This is a genomic window from Shimazuella sp. NTD248 (genome assembly GCF_059510395.1).
In genome coordinates this window covers 136,794-153,120 of the sequence record NZ_JCAJZT010000007.1, presented here as the reverse complement: position 1 = coordinate 153,120, position 16,327 = coordinate 136,794, and the positions used below count along the sequence as shown (strand labels likewise).

At 39.6% G+C, this 16,327-nt stretch carries 28 protein-coding genes; all 28 read right to left on the bottom strand.

Going from position 1 to position 16,327, the window contains the following annotated elements; all coding sequences use genetic code 11:
• Positions 1–5 precede the first annotated feature (5 nt).
• The gene (locus AC5WOE_RS16095; protein WP_496053025.1) at positions 6–1,691 is read right to left on the bottom strand and encodes a terminase large subunit; all 1,686 of its coding nucleotides are present in this window, start codon (positions 1,689–1,691) and stop codon (positions 6–8) included.
• On the bottom strand, positions 1,672–2,025 hold the full coding sequence (locus AC5WOE_RS16090; RefSeq protein WP_496053024.1) for a P27 family phage terminase small subunit: 354 nt from the start codon (positions 2,023–2,025) through the stop codon (positions 1,672–1,674). Before AC5WOE_RS16090 ends, AC5WOE_RS16095 begins: the two co-directional genes overlap by 20 nt.
• 115 nt (positions 2,026–2,140) lie before the next feature.
• On the bottom strand, positions 2,141–2,500 hold the full coding sequence (locus tag AC5WOE_RS16085) for an HNH endonuclease (protein WP_496053023.1): 360 nt from the start codon (positions 2,498–2,500) through the stop codon (positions 2,141–2,143).
• A gap of 125 nt (positions 2,501–2,625) precedes the next feature.
• On the bottom strand, positions 2,626–2,784 hold the full coding sequence (locus AC5WOE_RS16080) for a hypothetical protein (RefSeq protein WP_496053022.1): 159 nt from the start codon (positions 2,782–2,784) through the stop codon (positions 2,626–2,628).
• 17 nt (positions 2,785–2,801) lie between these two features.
• Positions 2,802–3,323: a GNAT family N-acetyltransferase gene (locus AC5WOE_RS16075; RefSeq protein ID WP_496053021.1), complete on the bottom strand. Its 522-nt coding sequence runs from the start codon at positions 3,321–3,323 to the stop codon at positions 2,802–2,804.
• Positions 3,324–3,849: 526 nt separating this feature from the next.
• Positions 3,850–4,563: a DNA-methyltransferase gene (locus AC5WOE_RS16070; RefSeq protein ID WP_496053020.1), complete on the bottom strand. Its 714-nt coding sequence runs from the start codon at positions 4,561–4,563 to the stop codon at positions 3,850–3,852.
• Between the two features lie 458 nt (positions 4,564–5,021).
• Complete coding sequence (locus AC5WOE_RS16065; protein ID WP_496053019.1) at positions 5,022–5,249, bottom strand: hypothetical protein; 228 nt, start codon at positions 5,247–5,249, stop codon at positions 5,022–5,024.
• Between the two features lie 149 nt (positions 5,250–5,398).
• Complete coding sequence (locus tag AC5WOE_RS16060; protein WP_496053018.1) at positions 5,399–5,938, bottom strand: hypothetical protein; 540 nt, start codon at positions 5,936–5,938, stop codon at positions 5,399–5,401.
• Between the two features lie 16 nt (positions 5,939–5,954).
• The gene (locus AC5WOE_RS16055) at positions 5,955–6,860 is read right to left on the bottom strand and encodes a DUF6731 family protein (protein ID WP_496053017.1); all 906 of its coding nucleotides are present in this window, start codon (positions 6,858–6,860) and stop codon (positions 5,955–5,957) included.
• 208 nt (positions 6,861–7,068) lie between these two features.
• On the bottom strand, positions 7,069–7,257 hold the full coding sequence (locus tag AC5WOE_RS16050) for a hypothetical protein (RefSeq protein WP_496053016.1): 189 nt from the start codon (positions 7,255–7,257) through the stop codon (positions 7,069–7,071).
• Between the two features lie 59 nt (positions 7,258–7,316).
• Positions 7,317–7,817, bottom strand: a complete 501-nt coding sequence (locus AC5WOE_RS16045; RefSeq protein WP_496053015.1) for a sigma-70 family RNA polymerase sigma factor — start codon at positions 7,815–7,817, stop codon at positions 7,317–7,319.
• A gap of 93 nt (positions 7,818–7,910) precedes the next feature.
• Entirely contained in the window at positions 7,911–8,174 is a 264-nt protein-coding gene (locus AC5WOE_RS16040) for a hypothetical protein (protein ID WP_496053014.1), read from the bottom strand.
• An 11-nt stretch (positions 8,175–8,185) separates the two neighbouring features.
• The gene (locus AC5WOE_RS16035) at positions 8,186–8,512 is read right to left on the bottom strand and encodes a hypothetical protein (RefSeq protein ID WP_496053013.1); all 327 of its coding nucleotides are present in this window, start codon (positions 8,510–8,512) and stop codon (positions 8,186–8,188) included.
• A complete protein-coding gene (locus AC5WOE_RS16030) occupies positions 8,509–8,685 on the bottom strand; it encodes a hypothetical protein (RefSeq protein ID WP_496053012.1) in 177 nt (58 codons plus the stop codon). Before AC5WOE_RS16030 ends, AC5WOE_RS16035 begins: the two co-directional genes overlap by 4 nt.
• Positions 8,682–8,855 (bottom strand): hypothetical protein, encoded by a 174-nt coding sequence (locus tag AC5WOE_RS16025; protein ID WP_496053011.1) that lies wholly within the window; start codon positions 8,853–8,855, stop codon positions 8,682–8,684. Before AC5WOE_RS16025 ends, AC5WOE_RS16030 begins: the two co-directional genes overlap by 4 nt.
• On the bottom strand, positions 8,852–9,043 hold the full coding sequence (locus AC5WOE_RS16020) for a hypothetical protein (RefSeq protein WP_496053010.1): 192 nt from the start codon (positions 9,041–9,043) through the stop codon (positions 8,852–8,854). Before AC5WOE_RS16020 ends, AC5WOE_RS16025 begins: the two co-directional genes overlap by 4 nt.
• 12 nt (positions 9,044–9,055) lie before the next feature.
• Positions 9,056–9,631 carry a hypothetical protein gene (locus AC5WOE_RS16015; RefSeq protein WP_496053009.1) on the bottom strand — a complete coding sequence of 192 codons (576 nt, stop codon included), beginning with the start codon at positions 9,629–9,631 and terminating at the stop codon, positions 9,056–9,058.
• A gap of 15 nt (positions 9,632–9,646) precedes the next feature.
• Positions 9,647–10,621: a 3'-5' exoribonuclease YhaM family protein gene (locus AC5WOE_RS16010; protein ID WP_496053008.1), complete on the bottom strand. Its 975-nt coding sequence runs from the start codon at positions 10,619–10,621 to the stop codon at positions 9,647–9,649.
• Positions 10,596–10,820, bottom strand: a complete 225-nt coding sequence (locus AC5WOE_RS16005) for a hypothetical protein (protein WP_496053007.1) — start codon at positions 10,818–10,820, stop codon at positions 10,596–10,598. Before AC5WOE_RS16005 ends, AC5WOE_RS16010 begins: the two co-directional genes overlap by 26 nt.
• Positions 10,817–11,107, bottom strand: a complete 291-nt coding sequence (locus tag AC5WOE_RS16000) for a hypothetical protein (RefSeq protein WP_496053006.1) — start codon at positions 11,105–11,107, stop codon at positions 10,817–10,819. The genes AC5WOE_RS16005 and AC5WOE_RS16000 overlap by 4 nt, the downstream gene beginning before the upstream one ends.
• The gene (locus tag AC5WOE_RS15995; RefSeq protein ID WP_496053005.1) at positions 11,108–11,407 is read right to left on the bottom strand and encodes a hypothetical protein; all 300 of its coding nucleotides are present in this window, start codon (positions 11,405–11,407) and stop codon (positions 11,108–11,110) included. It abuts the gene before it with no gap.
• Positions 11,404–11,970 carry a PDDEXK family nuclease gene (locus tag AC5WOE_RS15990; RefSeq protein WP_496053004.1) on the bottom strand — a complete coding sequence of 189 codons (567 nt, stop codon included), beginning with the start codon at positions 11,968–11,970 and terminating at the stop codon, positions 11,404–11,406. The genes AC5WOE_RS15995 and AC5WOE_RS15990 overlap by 4 nt, the downstream gene beginning before the upstream one ends.
• 301 nt (positions 11,971–12,271) lie before the next feature.
• Positions 12,272–14,542 (bottom strand): phage NrS-1 polymerase family protein, encoded by a 2,271-nt coding sequence (locus AC5WOE_RS15985; RefSeq protein WP_496053003.1) that lies wholly within the window; start codon positions 14,540–14,542, stop codon positions 12,272–12,274.
• Positions 14,543–14,593: 51 nt separating this feature from the next.
• Positions 14,594–15,070, bottom strand: coding sequence for a DUF669 domain-containing protein (locus tag AC5WOE_RS15980; RefSeq protein ID WP_496053002.1), 477 nt, complete (start codon positions 15,068–15,070; stop codon positions 14,594–14,596).
• Positions 15,067–15,792 carry an ATP-binding protein gene (locus tag AC5WOE_RS15975; protein WP_496053001.1) on the bottom strand — a complete coding sequence of 242 codons (726 nt, stop codon included), beginning with the start codon at positions 15,790–15,792 and terminating at the stop codon, positions 15,067–15,069. The genes AC5WOE_RS15980 and AC5WOE_RS15975 overlap by 4 nt, the downstream gene beginning before the upstream one ends.
• On the bottom strand, positions 15,764–15,988 hold the full coding sequence (locus AC5WOE_RS15970; RefSeq protein ID WP_496053000.1) for a hypothetical protein: 225 nt from the start codon (positions 15,986–15,988) through the stop codon (positions 15,764–15,766). Before AC5WOE_RS15970 ends, AC5WOE_RS15975 begins: the two co-directional genes overlap by 29 nt.
• A 6-nt stretch (positions 15,989–15,994) precedes the next feature.
• Entirely contained in the window at positions 15,995–16,159 is a 165-nt protein-coding gene (locus AC5WOE_RS15965) for a hypothetical protein (protein ID WP_496052999.1), read from the bottom strand.
• Complete coding sequence (locus AC5WOE_RS15960) at positions 16,150–16,323, bottom strand: hypothetical protein (RefSeq protein ID WP_496052998.1); 174 nt, start codon at positions 16,321–16,323, stop codon at positions 16,150–16,152. Before AC5WOE_RS15960 ends, AC5WOE_RS15965 begins: the two co-directional genes overlap by 10 nt.
• Positions 16,324–16,327 lie beyond the last annotated feature (4 nt).

Here is a 16,327-nt window from a genome sequence, read left to right as displayed (position 1 = left end):
CCTCCTCACCTCCCCAAAAGGTCTTTGATCGATATAAATTCTACGTTCCCACTTGGTTCTGGTGTGACCATGCGCTTCATTACTTCTACATGCGCATCTAACCAAGCAGCAAAGCCATCTATTTTCCGATATCGATTCTGTTTGGTTGGTAACCAGTTGCCTAATCGATCCTCCACTAACTTCACATTGTTCAGATACCATCGGAACAGTTTGTTTTGATTAAAGATGACTTTTCCATCAAGTAATAGTTCTTTTATATCCTTTAAAGCTGGAGATAAGGTGTACCCTTGGCGGACGACTTCCGTTGTAAATCCGGTTTTTTTCAATTCCTCCACCAATCGAAAGGCATTATGCTTGTCATAGTTAATGAGATCAATTTGATACACCTTGGATTTTTCTCTAAACCAATCCAGTACATAATGATAATCCACATAGTCTCCAGGACAGATGGTTAACCATCCTTGTTTTTCCCACTCTTGAAATGGCAGCTTCTCATTACCCAGCTGCACCTTTCGTTCTGGAACAAAGGAATGCGAAAGCACCACGACTTTATCTTCTTGGACGAACTCCAAACAAACGGAAGTAAAGTCTTCTGTTTGAGACAAGTCAAATCCCCCAACACAAGCCATTCCTTCTAATTCTGCAAAATCGAAGCATTGATCGTTTCGTTTGATGACTTCAAAATCGATAAAAGATTGTTCATCCGATTGAACAAAGCGATTCAACCGTTTGGTGATAAAATCGTTTCGTTCAGCTGGAATGTGCTTTCGGGTGTTCCATTCTTCGATCATGGTTTCTAGATTAATGGAGACACCTAAATTTGGGTTTGCTTTGATCCAGTTGTTCGAATCTTCGATGTCGTCTTCTTCATCTAGCTCTGCCAAATAATAAAAGGACCGCTCATCTTGGATCACATCTTCCAAAACATCTTGCGATTTTTCATAGTAATCCATAAGTGGCCCATCCAATTGATAACCAGCTGTCGTAATATAGAGCAATAATGGCTGCTGTCGTGCTCCAGTGCTGTTCTTAATAACGTTGATCAGCTTGTATTCCTTATACTCGTGGATCTCATCAAAGACTCCCAAATGGGTATTTAATCCATCGAGCTTTTCACTATCCGATGCCCGCGGTTCAATGGTTGAAATCGTTCTGGTATATTCAATTTCATCCCGTTTTGCACGGAAGTGTTTTTGTAGCTTAGGAGACTTTTGAACCATCGCTTTCGCTTCTTTGAAAATGATCCCTGCTTGTTGCTTGGTATTCGCTAGTAAATACACATCAGCTCCATTTTCACCATCTTTCGATGCTGCATAGAGAGATAAACCACTGATCATCGTGGATTTCCCATTTTTTCTCCCAACAAAAATAAGCCCCTCTTTGAATCGACGGACGTTGGTATCTTTATGAATCCAACCATAGAGAGAACCAATGACAAAGTGCTGCCAAGGCTGCAATTCCAATTTGGAGTAATTCCCTTTGGATGGCTTGCAGAACTTTTGAATAAATTCGATGGGACGAAAGGCACGATTTTCATCAAAAATATAGGGAAAATTGGCTGTTTTTTGCCTTTTTAGATCATCTAAATGGCGTTTACAGGATAATTTCACTTTGCTGGAAGCAACGATTTTTCCCGATAGGACTTGTTGTGCATAAGAGGTAGTTTGTAACTCAGAAGCTCTCGAACTCATCCACGGTCACCACCTCCGCCACTCGTTTATCGGAAGCTGGTGTCAGTTTTAACTCTGCCTGCAATTTCCGTTGCTGCTCTACAATTTTGAGAACCTTATCCACAGATTTATTCTCTCGGTACATCTCTTGAGGACCATTTTTGAAGAGTTCTACCACTCCACGCTCTTTGATATCATCCAAATGTTCGTGTTTCAGTTGTTCCAGTAAAACAATATTGTCCACAATAAGAATGGTTTTGTCATTAAGATTGGATTCTTTTTCTAATTCTTGCAGCAATAACTCAAACATCAATTTCGCTTCTCGCCGTTTGATGATTTTCTTTGGTTTGTACATGGGATCACCTCGCTTTCTTACCCCCCCTTACGTTTTAAAATTACCTTACGGTGTGAACGAAGGACCGCGGTGGTCTGCCGAATTTCGTTTTTCCTACTTCAAGGGCAGGGGGGATCTAAATGATTTCTTTATTTGCTTTCGATTGGATAATTTTTACTTTTTTCTGCTTGTTTTCTTTCTTTTTGCTTTGTTCATTGCTATGGATCTTCGAGTGACAAGAAGAACAAAGAGACATGAGGTTATCTGTCTCCATCCCCTTGCTCCAGTCTTTCCTTAGTTCCACTACATGGTGAACAAGATCCGCAGGAGTGAGTACCTGGTTATCCTTTAAACAAATCTGGCACAAATAGTTATCTCGTCTGAGTATGTTCTCCCTACACTTCAACCAAGCGGAACTAATATAGAAATGCTTTGCTTGTTTATCTCTGCCATACTCATCATAATAACGGTGATATTCTTTTCTGTTACTTCCCATGTGATCACCTCTATCTTGTCAAATGACCATAGTAGTTTAAAACATCTCGTACACCTTTAGCATTATAAATACTTCACCGTAACTTACCAATCTTTTTTGCTACCACATCCATCTGTTTATTAAACTCATTGGTATCCAAGTTGATGCTCACATACTACTTTCGTTTCTGCCTTCTTTCCAATCATCTGTCTTTTCATTCGGTGATCCAGTTCATTCAATACCATTTCAATTAACAATGTCATTACAAACCAGAAAAAGCATCGACCGCCCTTTTTAGCATACAAGGGCGGTCGCCAGCTCGCTACATGAGCGAGTGGATGTCACCGGGAGCGTAGACGAGATAAGTTACTCCTCTGGACTCTTCGCGTTTGATCACAAACCCAAGGTTCTCCGCCAATCGGCGGGAGGGGAAGTTTTTCCTTTCGATCATCAGGATGACTGTCTTGTCTGGAGCTATTTTCTTAATCACGCTGTTGACAGTGGACAGCACCTTCCGTGTGATACCCTTCCGGCGATAGGGAAGAGCGATCCAGTATCCCACCTCAACCTCTTTCTGAGATCCAAAATTATGGCAGATAAATCCTGCAGGACTCTGCTCCAACAGGATCACGAATACATCGATGTTCATATTTTTCAGAACAGGTACCACGGGAGTACCAGCCATGATTCCACTGGTCTCAAACCACTTAAGGCCATCCTTATCCTGCTGGAGAGATTCCTCCAGCTTTTTCTGGATACGGGATGAACACATCTTCAGAGGACGGAGACGGATTTCCTCGTCCACCTTGACGTCGCAGAAACGTGAGAGCAGAGAACCAAACATCTCAGGTCCAATCACTCGATGACGATTATTTCTGATAACTATTATAATTCAATATGATCTAAGAAATCATAAGAATAAAAACAACCAAATTCCTCTTTTTAACAAGGAGATTTAAGCTATTCTTTCATTTCATAGCATTGGGCAAATACACCTAATTTGTGGCGTAAGATTAGATTGCTATTGAATTAAAAAGAAGCGGCAAAAGATTATACCAATGCGGCTTCTTTTTATATTTTATAGTCACATCACAAGATGTTGATTTTCTGGGGAGCCGCGGATCTGATCGAGATCCACGGCTCCGTTCACTTCAGGTCAGCCCTTGAAGAGCTTGCTGATGCGCTTGAAGAGCTTGTGCCCCTCGCCGTCGGGCTGCTTCGGGATGGTGTTGATCATGTTGCTTCCCTTCCAGAGTGAACGAAGTGGGCTCTTGCCCAAACAATATTTTATAACATTAAATATTTTCCGTCTACTCTTAATATAATGAATAATGATACATTCAATTAACAATATATGGTCCCGTTGCCCCTCAGTCGAAGTTTGATGATTCTACTCCTAACCTTTGTTCCATCACTTTAAAATACTTCTCATCTTTTTCAATTCCTATATATTTCATACCAAGGTTATCTGCAGCAACCAGTGTAGTTCCACTTCCTGCAAATGGATCTAACACTGTCCCTCCTTCTGGAGTAGTAACTCTTATTAACTCTTCTATCAATTCAACGGGCTTTTGTGTGGGATGATTCTTTTTATTGGGAGCCACCCGTTTACTACTAATAACATTTCTCCCGTTCTTCACAAGATAGTTTGGCTTCCCTTTCACAAACTCCATGATCAGTTCATACTGTGGTCGGAATCCGATCCCCATTCCCATACTTCCCTTGTCCCATACAATTAAGCTCCGATGTTGCAATCCGGATGATTCCAAAGCCGGAGCCAAATGTGCATACATTTTCCAATCACAAAAGATAAGAGCACTACTACTTGGTTTTAGGATACGAAATAACTCCACACAAACAGATCGAAGTAAAAACACAAGTCCCATCGTGGTCATGTTGTCGTTGCTAAACCAGCCTAAACGTTTATATGTTTCGCCTTCTTTTGGAATCCCTTGTTTCTGTGCACTTTTTTTAGCGGATTCGGTAAAACCACCTGCACAATAAGGCGGATCTGTTACCACACTATCTACACTATTATCTTCTAGCCTTCGCAACTCTTCTAAGCAATCACCATGTATAATCATGTTGTTCATCCTCTCAGAGTATAAAATGCTATCCGTATAAGTAGCTCATTCGCTTTCAGCTATCTTCCTGATTCTTTCTAATAAGGCATCCAATCCTAGCAGCCTGAGCACTAATATCTTTTGATAGAGACGGCTTGATTCACACCAGCTTCTACCGTTTTCGGATGTTCTACATTAAACTACGTTCTATAAACTAAACTCCATACGCTTTTAAATCACCTTGCATATACTATATTGTTCAGACAAACACCCTCCACTCTCTGTTTTCGGACGGTAGGAAACAGAGAGGTACATACATCTGTAACATAATTCCGTAACACAATTCAAACATCTTACATATACTATGTTAGGGTATTGGGGAACCCATAGACTTCACACCTTTAAACCATTCGGATTCTATCATCGGATGGTTTTTTCTCTTTCTAAATAAAATAGCAAGAGCGACTAGGCTTCTTTCCCTAATCGCCCCTTGCTTCTAGATAAGGCATCCAATCCCAGCAGCCACCGCTGTCGCCTTGCTTCACGTTTTGATTAAAGAACAGCCCTGTTGGATTTAATACTGCTAAGTGAACTGTTTCATCATCTACTACTCCTGTGATGATAGCAGCACGATTCTCGCTATTGTATTCTCCATTAGGTGTTTCATATGATTTGTAATACACGATTCTGCCTACTGTTGGTTTCATATAATCAACTCCTATAAGAAGTGCTTAACGTTTAATTTGACAATGTTTTTGGTTATCTTTTTTAACTTGCTCTTCCAACTCATCTGTATCCATGTTGATTCTCACTTTTGTAAAGGTTCCTGGATCGAAACAAAAAAAAAGACTCCTAATCACTGAGAAGTCTCTTTTTTTGCATTCATTCTTTTATATTCTTCTTCCTGTTCAACTGTCTTTTTCAATCTTTCAGGTCTACGATTAAGACTTTCATACGAATCAATAAATACTATTTGCATCAATATGTGAATAATTCTATACGAAGAGGTTAAGAAAAACATTGTCACAAAAGCCCAGAACGATAGAGTAATTCTGTTAAGAAGAAGCATATGTTTTAAATCGAATGCGATAATGTATTGAGCGGCCGATACAATTACAGTAATCAAACCGGAAATAATTGCCCAAGACAGATAAGTCATTAATATTTTCTGACCTTTTCCATTATCCACATGTTGATAGATTGATTTTAAGATTTCAGAGTCCTTTATTGTAACTAATATCGCCAACAAAGCTGCCAAAAAACCGATAATGATGGAACTAAATGTTATATCTGCATCTAATACTTTCTCAAACTTATCTAGAGGTGTTGGATTCCACATATACACTACTAAAAATGTTAATGATCCATAAATTAGAGGATATATCTTCTCCAACATACCTTTCACCTCTTTTCTAATAGTCTAAATGTTGTGTCACCTTATAAAAATTTTCTTCATATAATAGAAGCATACGATCTCTGACCATTGAATGGCTCAAGGTTTCATCCTCTCTCAATTTAAAAGTATATTCTTCATTTGCGTGACCACCAAACAAATCAATTATCTCGGTTTGACTAGATTCGAAATTTTTTACCCCCACTTGAGCTTTTTTTACATTTCCTCTCATCTCACTAATATCATGAATCGTGTCTAATACGGTTTCTTTAGACAATGATCCGTCTCTTCTACCTAAAGATATACTAATCTCAACATCGTAACCCCTATATTTCTTTTGTAAGCCCAATAGAGGGCCTATTGCTCTAAAATTTCCTCCTGTATAATCAGGGTTTATATCTGCCAATTTTAAAGTGATTTTACGATATTCCTTAGCAGCTTCTATCTGTTTGATTGCATCCATTGTAACGATCGGACGTAAGTAAATCGTTTCTGTTGGATGATTTTTCTCCCAAATCCGATTCATATATTTTTCCAACATTACATGTCCTACACTCTCTCTATTCCTTTGCAACAATAATACATGCCGAGTTTCATCATATATTCCTGTCACATCGTGTGATAGATGTTCGTCTGAATCGAGAGGAAATTCTTTCACATCTCCATTTTTTTCGACGAGTGGAGTATCGTTAGTTAGTCTAAGGAGGTACAACACACTAAACACTTCTTTATGGTAATAGGCTTGATTAATAGTTATCTTAATTCCTGAAGGAAATTCAATTTTCTTGTCCTCATTATTTAAGAGATTGGATTCATGAAGCCAATCTCTTAAGTCAAACAGACCATCCTTCTGATTTTCTTCGCCTTCTCTACAACTAACTACATGAAAATAATCAAACTTTACTTTTTTCGGTACTAGTCCCAAATGAATCTCTCCCATATTGAGAATAATTAGTTATCTAAGACTAGTCTATCAATTAATAAAAAAATATCAATACATATACCTTTTACTCAAAAATAGCAAGAGAGACTAGGCTTATTCCCTAAATCGCCCCTGCTATACCGAGGAGTTACATGCTAGATTCACTTTCTATATATAGGTGGCATTTGCCTTACAAGCACTATATCTAGTTTTAAGCTTGTGTATTTTCCATTTTCTGTGCAAATTCTCTGATGCACTTCCAAGAACAGAAATGAATTTCTCCAGTATTTTCTCCCAAAATTATAACCTCAGGTGGAATTATGGTCCACATAAAGTTGGGATCGTGTTCCATGATCGTACCACATTGGTCGCATTTTGATTTAGCTTGAACAATTGTCAAGTTCCTACCTCCCAATTATCATCCTTAGCTAATATATCACTTTGACAGATCATAATGTATTAGATAACAGTTCTATACAAATTCAACTTTTTCTCTGCTCTACCAATTAAAGTACCTACTGTCTTCCGAGAGATCCCCAGCATATCCGCAATCTCCTGAAAGCTAAATCCTTCGCCTCGACTCATCTTAAATACTTCTTTCTCTCTTTCTGTAAGAACACTCAACGCATCTTCAATCATCTGATATCTTCGTGGATCTGGTAGATCATCTTCCTCTTTTATCATTAACTGCTGAGAAAATCTTTCTTGCTGGAACCATAATGGATCATATGTTATTTCTCTTCTATATGCATCCAGTCTTTCTACTCCCCTTATGTTTCCTGGTTGTCGTCCAGTAGATAACCACTTTATGATAAAGGTTAAGCTCGTTTCCATATTGCTTAAGTATCCATAATTCAAATCTTCATTAGAATTACGTTCTGTTTTATGCTGTGGGAATTTTCCTTTTAACTTCTTTATTTGGTTTAATGATTCTTTATATTCGATTATAAGATCCTGCATCTTCACTCACCCCACATGGTATAATGATGGTATGTTAGTTCCATCCATGTACCAATGAAGGATTCCCTAGATAAAAGTGTCTAGGGAATTTTCTTATTCCATTATCTTAAACACCAGTTTCTCTTCTACAACATCACTTACTTTTATTGTTATATCTACTATGTCTTCATGCCGATCAATATAGACCACATCCATTTCAAATGGCCTAACTTCTTTTACGAGTGCATGGACGAGAAGATTTTTGTCTTCGAAATAAAACTCCATGCGGTATTTCCCATCATTCGCACCTGGTACAATCTTGATCGCCTGTCCTACTGCGAAAAATGCCGGATCAAATTGCGGTTTTTGTATAATCACTCGTCACCCTCCTAAGCAAGCCCGAAATTCCGAATGTATTCTAATGCTTTTTCCATATCACCCTTATTTTGTTCCAAGGCTTCTTTGCACCTTCCCATGTTTTCACCTGTTATCCGTCTTAACTCTTTCACTTGGTGAAGGTTAACTTCATACTCCTCTACATTGAACTCACCCTTCTCAATTCGAGCCATCAACATACAAGCTGCCATACCTTGCCCCTTAAGCAGAACATTTTTACCTAAATCAATGAGATCATTTGGAGCAGTCTTCTGTTTTTCTAGACACTCATTTGCATATATCTCCATTGCTCTGAGTAGCTTTTGTTTATCTAACATCATTTGATATCATCCTCATACTCTCCAGATTGCAACTTCCCCAGTACCGCAAACAATGCATCCCGTCCACCTGTATACCAATCCCAATATAAGTTATTCTTACATTTCTCCCGATTTACACCTAAAGATTTGATATGTTCAGTTATATCTTTGGTGAGTTTCTCTTTATTGATCACTCGTCACCCTCCCCTATCAGGTTTAACTCATTGTGTAAATCACATGCGAAATTTATGAGAGACTCCGGTATCCAATTTGGTGCAACATTTACGATAACTGCAAGCCATTTGGCTTCTTGCGTTGTTAGCTCAATGTTGTACCTTGTCACCGTTTCTTTTGTGATGTTCACTCGTCACCCTCCTCAATCTTTGGTGCTAACTTCCTATCAAAATACAGACTCCACGCTTCAACAAGGTAAATCTCCTTTTCCGACGGATTATCTTTGTCATCAATCTCGTCTACTAACACAGAAACAGCATTGTGCAAAATGTTCTCACACCCGTATCTTTCTACTAGCTCTTTTGTTGAGATTCTCATTTGTCACCCTTCTCAATTTTTAATAAACGAAAACGCCATTTCCAAACCACTAGATTGCTTGATCTTAATGGTTTGTCCATCACTGGTAACTGTGAATTCTTGACTTGTTGTTTCTATCTTTTCTTTGCTTATTTGCTCTATTTCAGCCTTTAAAGCTTTGATTTCATCTGACAGCTCCGTGTTTATTGCTATAAAAGCGTGATTTCTCTCAGTTAGGTATACATTTTCTTTTTTTAACTGTTCTAACTCTTGATTGAACTTTGCACTTACTTCATCAATAATGTCTTGGGCTTTACGTGGCCCTCTACGAGCTCCAGCTTTTTTCAAGTCTTTTTCCTCCTCTTTTACTTCCTCGTCTGCATAGATCGCTGATGTAAGTTTTCCAGTAATGCCAGAGCTAACTTCTTTGACTTTTATACCAACGTCACGGAAAACGTCTGTATTAATAAGGTTAGGCTTTCCTTGACTTTTAACCATGTAAAGCTTTCCACAGGTCTTACACTTTGCTTTCCCATCGGTCCATACATGTATATTTGAATCCCGATCCTCACCACAAACAGGACAAGTACAATCCACATCCCATTCCATCACTTAACCTCCTACTTATGAACGGTAGTAATCCTTACCATCCATCTCATGTAAACTATGTTTCAAATAACGACCTGATAGAGTAGAATCAGACACCCATTCTCCCACTGGAGAATCTTTCATATGACGGAACAATCGATAGAAAGTTGCATCCATCTTGTCGATCATATGGAGAGCCTCTGCTTCAGGAATTGCTGGCATGATTGTAGATCCCCATTCCGGTTTTCCATGATGAGAAAGAATCAAGTGTTTCAGCAGCATGATATCTTCTGTATCTTTTACATCTTCTCTCTCTGAAACCAGTATCTGATCGATCAAGGTAATTGCTAGATTCATATGACCTACCAGCTGACCTTCTGTTGTATATCCACCTTTCAACACATCGTTAAGCTCTATCGTTTTACCGATGTCATGCCAGAGACATCCAGCAAGTAATAAATCTAATGAAAGAAAAGGATAATGCTTTTGGATCTTCACTGCTAATCCCATCATCGAAACGGTATGCTCAATTAGTCCATGCTGCGTTGCATGATGATACTTACTTGCAGCTGGTTTGTTGATAAATGCATTCCACAAGGCATACCCAGTATCTAACGCACATGAACAAAGCTCCTTCAGATTCAAATTTTGGATCTTGTTTATATATCGCCAAAGTTCATTCTTCATATCTTCTAAGGGCTTTTCAGGAACCTCTACGATATCAGCCATATCTACTGCGTATTCACCAAATAAGATAAGATCATGAAATTTAATCTGGAGATTCCCTGCATACTCATCAACCATGCCAAATAGTTTAATATAGGCACCTGGTTCCAAGTTGTAATACATATCTTTAACATGATCCCAATCCCAAATCTTCGTACTACAATGGATATATCGATTACGGACCTGTAAATCCAAGTATGTTTTACCTGATTTGGTCAGCTTCTCTTCCATATGCAAAACAACAAAGTAATGATTTACGCTATCTCCTGCTTTTAGTTGATTCATTTTTCGCACCCATTTCTCTATTGATGTTCTTTTTCTCAGCGATTAAAAAAGCTGTCCCTTTATTACCAATTAAGTTTTTATCTATATACTCCATCTTGCATTTCTTGCAAAAATCATAGGGTAAGGAAGGTACTCTGCGAACACCGCGATAACTTAACTCCTTCTTACAAACGCTACAAAGAAAATCTTTACTTATCATTCCTCACCATCTCCATTCATTAACTCTTGAAACTTAGAAAGAGGCATAACCACAAGCCACTCTTTCCGATCAGCTTTTAAAGCCAGAGCATCCACATCTTCTAACCAGGCATGAAGCATCTTAAATCCATCCTTCCTTGCCTTTAACTCCCATAGCAGCCCCATACCTTTTACATCTCCTTTGAACGATCCACCAGCCGCACCTGACAATGGGATTCTTTCTCCTCCAATAATCTTGGCAAAATCCCGCTCTGTTCGTAATCCTTTATCTCGTTGTGCTTTACCCATCTATACCGCCTCTTTTTCTTGTTTGTATGAATGTTCAAGTAAATAAACTCGTTCCAACACTTCCAGAACACATTCCATCTCATAGAGTGCTTTGTCTAATGCATGTAGGCTTTCTATATCTCGTTGCTTCCTCGCTGTTGTAACTGCTTGTTTCACAAACGATTCAACTTCTGCAAGTGGTTCAGCAGTATTGATAACATCTTTGTGATGTCTTGCCCACAGGATTATTGCATCTTTGTTTTGGTACAGTTTCCGAATGCTATCAATGTAAATGTTTATCGTTGCATCTACATCATTCATTGGATCACCCTCGTTTTAAAATCAAACTCAAATCGTGCTTGTTTTGCTTTTCGATAGGCATCCATTAATCGAGGAGAATCAAAGTTATATTCCTTTTCTTTCTCACAAATACAAGCAAGATTGCTGATTCTTCCGTGATATTGAATGCCAATCCATCCACATACTGGACATTCACACCAGCTGTAAGCCCCATCTATAAAACCAAGACTACGTTTATAATGAGAGTCATCATCGCTGGTCCAAAACCCTAGAGGACATTCCACTTTTCCCCACAGAATGTAAACGTCTTTTTCTGTTGCTTCCGATAACCAGATGCATTTATGATCCTCATCCTTCGTTGGTCGTTGTCCCTTCACCTCAAGAAAACAATCCAACTCTGACAGATAAAAATCAGGCAAATAATAAACTGGCTTCCCCGCTTGCTCCGTTAAATCAAATCCCTCTGGTTCATACTCATAAGCCACTCCGAGAGAATCAAAGAATACTGCCCACCGTGCTTCTAATCTGCTACGGAATTTATACCCGTTGTATACCGTCTCGATCGCCTTTGCGTTTCCGTACATTTGTTTTGCTCCTTTATCGTCGCTGGTAGTCGACGATAGTCGACCTACTTTCGACTTTTATAACCCTTGGTATCATTGAGCTGAAGCTTTATCGTCGATAAAGTCGACACTGTTATATGTGTAAGTACTTAAATCAGGAGGAATAGAATGTTTTTATTTGATATATAAATAAATAATTGGAACGCTTATTTATATACACCTATCGACCTTTCGACTATTTCGACGATAAGCCCTAAACCCATACAATACGGGCGTTTTAATCGTCGAAACGCTGTCGACGATGATCGACGATAGTCGACGATTAAAACAATTGAAAAGCTATTGAGTGTTTTCCCCTGCCTGATGGTCTAATTGATTTCACTATTCCATATCCAAGGTCTTCTAACTCTTCAAATAACGCCTGTACTTCGGATGCCTTTTTGCAACCAACTAACTTTGCATGTTGCGCTTCTTTCTTTGTTGCTGCTCCACCACGATCTCGAATCCACTCGACTGCTTGCATACAACGCTTGTCACCTTTGGTCGTCCCCAATTCGGTATAAACCTTGTGGGCAGAACATTTAAAGTAATTTACAAGTTGTATAGCAGCTGCGAGACTTTCTCCAGTAATCAAATCATCGCTCTCTTGACCACAAACTGCGTTCATCACTTGGATAATCAATGCCAGCCGAGCAAGTTGGTTTGTCATCTTCGCATATGGTCCACGTAATCTAGGATTGAAATCCTCTTGTTCCATTTCTTTAACATGTTCGTTGTGCCAACGTTCGAACAACCGTTTTGATTCGTCAGATAATCCCAATACTTTTGATTCTTTTTCCGACATCGAATATAGGCGATAAAACAATCTTTCGTATTTCTGCATGACTACTGGATCAACTCCATCCCATGACCAGGCAGATATTTTCTGATCATCAGGATAAGCGAAGAGAAAGCGGTCAATGAATCCATCTTCTTCTCCTTGTGTCTCCAGCTTAGGCAAGATATCAGGAGGGATATTGCCAGTCACCGACAGGAAGGGTTTATGTAGGATAGTCGGCTCATCTTCTCGTACACGGTTAATCTTTACATCTGCATTTGCCCAACAAGAAAGAAAATGCTCTCGGTCGTCTCCTCTCCCGCCTTTGTACTGGTTCATTCCTTTTATCAGCGAAGATAATTCATCCAGCTTCACCACAATGCCACGAGGATTAAATTTCAGCATTTTAAAAATTGCTTCGGTAGTGGCTTGGCTGGTGTAATATTCACGCATGATTGGTTTTTCTGGTTCCGTTACCTCTTCTTTTTCTTTCTGTTGTTTACTCAAAGCTACATACTCAGCTAACCGAGTCTCGTATTCTTCCATTGCTAATACATAGGACTCATGGGCCTCTTTTTGTAGATGACTAATGGGTTCAAATGCTTTATCTAATGAAGGCGATTTCCCCGTCCCTGTTTCTCCGATCAGTGCAGTGTATAAATTGGGATACTGACGATATCCCTGTTTCATCTCAATCAATCTAGACTTGCCGATGGCAGCCCCTGCGAAATTCAAAACATGCACTGCGATGAAATCATCTGGTAGTCCCAACGAATTCGCTACCGTTTGTACCATCGTTTTCACAGAGGAAGGAAACACATCTGTAGGAAAAGGCAACGCTGTTGGTCGTTTAGGTAAGAGCATCGGTGTGACTTCTTCGACTTCAATCGCTTTATTTTCTAAGCTCCAATCGTAGCCATTGGTTACCAGTTGTAACGCACTCTCGATATCACTCTCCGCAATTCGATCCCATTTTTCGTAATACAACCCCGATTGCCGGACGATACGATCAATCTGCATCCAATCCTTTGTCCAAAAAGCCAAAATACAACATAATCGACCAATTGCTGCACTATGACTGTGGTCATTGGTTGCACCAGCATGGACATCTCCCTTCATTAATCCTAGAAAAATGTCCCCCTTTTTGGACTCTAAAATCTTTTCCACCACTCGCTCGTCGTCTATCTCTCCTGCTTCTTGAATCGACACCACGTTGCTTTCTTTGTTATCTCCTTCAAACAACCATGTATAAAACTCATCTATTGCCTTTTGATTGGATTCAATAGTCGTCTTTGCTTCTGTAATGCGATCACCAGTAAAACAACAGAACCAATTATCATATATTTCATATGCCACACCGTTTTTATGTCTTTTGGTCTTTTTCCCTGGCTTATGCCCTTTCGCAATGACATGATATCCTGTTCCGGATTGGCTATATTCTGCATAACTTCCGAATTCATTTATAATTTTCTTGTGGTTCCCTATGTCACGATACGACAGGCACTTGTCCGCATCGATAAATACATATCCTGTATCAGGTACGAAGCAAAATCCTACACCGTCAGCAAAACCATCCTTATAAGCACTTACGGCATCCTCATAAGACATCCAATTATTTTTATCGGTTCTATCTGCCGACTTCCCATATAGATCACAGGGAGATTTTGTCAACTCTCCCTTTCGTACAATCTTTTTCCACGGCATCCACTGATTTAAATGTCGTAGTTCTTCTGGTATTTCCCGAAAGTTATAATTCGTTTGTTGGACTGCTAACAATCAGCTTCACCTCTTTTCTAGATGGGAAAGGGGAGTATTCCTCCCCTTGAATTAAAACGGCAGATCACTATCTTTTAACACGGGTACTGCTTGCTCTGGTTTCTTCGTTGCTAGTTCTACTCCAACTGGTCCATTGAAGTACGCATTCTGAAAGGAGCCTTTCGCGTTTGTCTTGGTCTTAAGTGTTACTTTGACCATGTTATCGAGCATCTTCGGCAATAATCCTTCTAGATCCGCCAAATCCTCCAATGGATGCCCTACACGGAACAAATCTTGTTTCAACCAAGTAAGCTTTTCGGCAGAATCTAACCCGCTATACTTCCAAATATAACGCCCTGTATAAGTGCCTTCTTCCACCACCAGCTCCCATACCATCTGCGGTCTTCCTGTTGCTTTGCTTTCCTCTACTGCTGCACGATTAATCCGAACAACATACTTTCCATCTGGCAAATCATCGTAGGTGTTTTCCTCTACCTCTGCATTTTTGTACGCTTCCTCATACTGTTTCAATTGATCCCAAATACTCATCTATCTGTCTCTCCTTTGTTTTCGCTTTTTTTGTCATAGAAATAATTTTCAAATACCTGAAACTTCAACGGAATGGTAGGCGGTAATTTTCGTTTGAAAGCATGCTCAGTGCGATCTCCCGCAACCCAATTTTCACTTGGTTGTGTTCGGATCACCCGCTGCTCACCATCCTCGACCACCACACTTTCGGCATAGAGGATGATATCCACCAGCCCGATAACAATCCCGCGACCACTGTTCGGGACAGTGGGTACTGCTCGATTAATCTTGCTGACACGAGTTTCTACCTCAACTAACTCAACATGGCTGGTTAGTACTAATCCATAAGGGAGTAATGCCAGTTTTCTTAGAGCTCGGAAAAATTCATCTTTGACCATCTGCCAGCCTTTCCCATATCCGAGATCGCTCTCATGCTGAATGCCTTGCTGTGCTCGGACATACTCCGAACAACTTTTCCACAGGTTATCCACGGTATCGATCACAATGGTTTTATAGAAGTGATCCCCTTTTGCTATCTCGGCGCAGATTTGCAAAAACGTATTCCAATCTGGTACTTTCATCTCGTACACTTCCATTGCTTCTAGTCCTGGCTCGGTAGCCAAAAACAATGGCATATCCATCTGGCTACAAAACGTTGATTTGCCGATTTTGGGATGGCCATACAACAACATCGTGTAATCTTCTAAACGCTGTTTAGGCTGTCTCTTTTCGGTTGGCAGCATCTATCCTCACCACTTTCACTAGTTTTCCTTTCAAGCAAATACAGTCTTCTTTCAGCAACCAACTTGGAAGATTTTCATCAATCTTTTGCCTTGCTTTATGTTCTGCCTCTTCCAGACTGCTCGCATCCACCTCAAACTCCGAAACAAAATCCCCTCCCTCCAATGGAATGCGTCTTTCAAAAGTCCATCGATACATAGTCATTCATCTCCTTTTGGCTAGTACTTGTCTGGATTTCTCTATACTCTCTATCAAAGATTGAATGGATTTCTCCAGTTCTTCCTGATCGGACTTATAGGTTTCTGTCTCATCGATCCATCTGGAAACGAGAATGAGTCCTATTCCACTAACAACAATGGTTAGGAACATTTGGGATCATCTACTTTTGTAAAAATGTTTAACTGCAACAAATTCTGTAAGGTAGCAGCATCCAAGGTAAACGTTTCGCCGTTTTGTCTTCTAATCTCACAAGTAATCTCTACGACTTCAAACACATGCCCTAATTCATCGGTAAAACGGAATCCTTCTTCCAAACTG

Coding starts and splice junctions, on each gene's coding strand:
- AC5WOE_RS16095 (WP_496053025.1), bottom strand. CDS start 1,691: ATGAGTTCGAGAGCTTCTGAGTTACAAACTACCTCTTATGCACAACAA.
- AC5WOE_RS16090 (WP_496053024.1), bottom strand. CDS start 2,025: ATGTACAAACCAAAGAAAATCATCAAACGGCGAGAAGCGAAATTGATG.
- AC5WOE_RS16085 (WP_496053023.1), bottom strand. CDS start 2,500: ATGGGAAGTAACAGAAAAGAATATCACCGTTATTATGATGAGTATGGC.
- AC5WOE_RS16075 (WP_496053021.1), bottom strand. CDS start 3,323: ATGTTTGGTTCTCTGCTCTCACGTTTCTGCGACGTCAAGGTGGACGAG.
- AC5WOE_RS16070 (WP_496053020.1), bottom strand. CDS start 4,563: ATGATTATACATGGTGATTGCTTAGAAGAGTTGCGAAGGCTAGAAGAT.
- AC5WOE_RS16065 (WP_496053019.1), bottom strand. CDS start 5,249: ATGAAACCAACAGTAGGCAGAATCGTGTATTACAAATCATATGAAACA.
- AC5WOE_RS16060 (WP_496053018.1), bottom strand. CDS start 5,938: ATGTTGGAGAAGATATATCCTCTAATTTATGGATCATTAACATTTTTA.
- AC5WOE_RS16045 (WP_496053015.1), bottom strand. CDS start 7,817: ATGCAGGATCTTATAATCGAATATAAAGAATCATTAAACCAAATAAAG.
- AC5WOE_RS16035 (WP_496053013.1), bottom strand. CDS start 8,512: ATGATGTTAGATAAACAAAAGCTACTCAGAGCAATGGAGATATATGCA.
- AC5WOE_RS16020 (WP_496053010.1), bottom strand. CDS start 9,043: ATGAGAATCTCAACAAAAGAGCTAGTAGAAAGATACGGGTGTGAGAAC.
- AC5WOE_RS16015 (WP_496053009.1), bottom strand. CDS start 9,631: ATGGAATGGGATGTGGATTGTACTTGTCCTGTTTGTGGTGAGGATCGG.
- AC5WOE_RS16010 (WP_496053008.1), bottom strand. CDS start 10,621: ATGAATCAACTAAAAGCAGGAGATAGCGTAAATCATTACTTTGTTGTT.
- AC5WOE_RS16005 (WP_496053007.1), bottom strand. CDS start 10,820: ATGATAAGTAAAGATTTTCTTTGTAGCGTTTGTAAGAAGGAGTTAAGT.
- AC5WOE_RS16000 (WP_496053006.1), bottom strand. CDS start 11,107: ATGGGTAAAGCACAACGAGATAAAGGATTACGAACAGAGCGGGATTTT.
- AC5WOE_RS15995 (WP_496053005.1), bottom strand. CDS start 11,407: ATGAATGATGTAGATGCAACGATAAACATTTACATTGATAGCATTCGG.
- AC5WOE_RS15990 (WP_496053004.1), bottom strand. CDS start 11,970: ATGTACGGAAACGCAAAGGCGATCGAGACGGTATACAACGGGTATAAA.
- AC5WOE_RS15980 (WP_496053002.1), bottom strand. CDS start 15,070: ATGAGTATTTGGGATCAATTGAAACAGTATGAGGAAGCGTACAAAAAT.
- AC5WOE_RS15975 (WP_496053001.1), bottom strand. CDS start 15,792: ATGCTGCCAACCGAAAAGAGACAGCCTAAACAGCGTTTAGAAGATTAC.
- AC5WOE_RS15970 (WP_496053000.1), bottom strand. CDS start 15,988: ATGTATCGATGGACTTTTGAAAGACGCATTCCATTGGAGGGAGGGGAT.
- AC5WOE_RS15965 (WP_496052999.1), bottom strand. CDS start 16,159: ATGTTCCTAACCATTGTTGTTAGTGGAATAGGACTCATTCTCGTTTCC.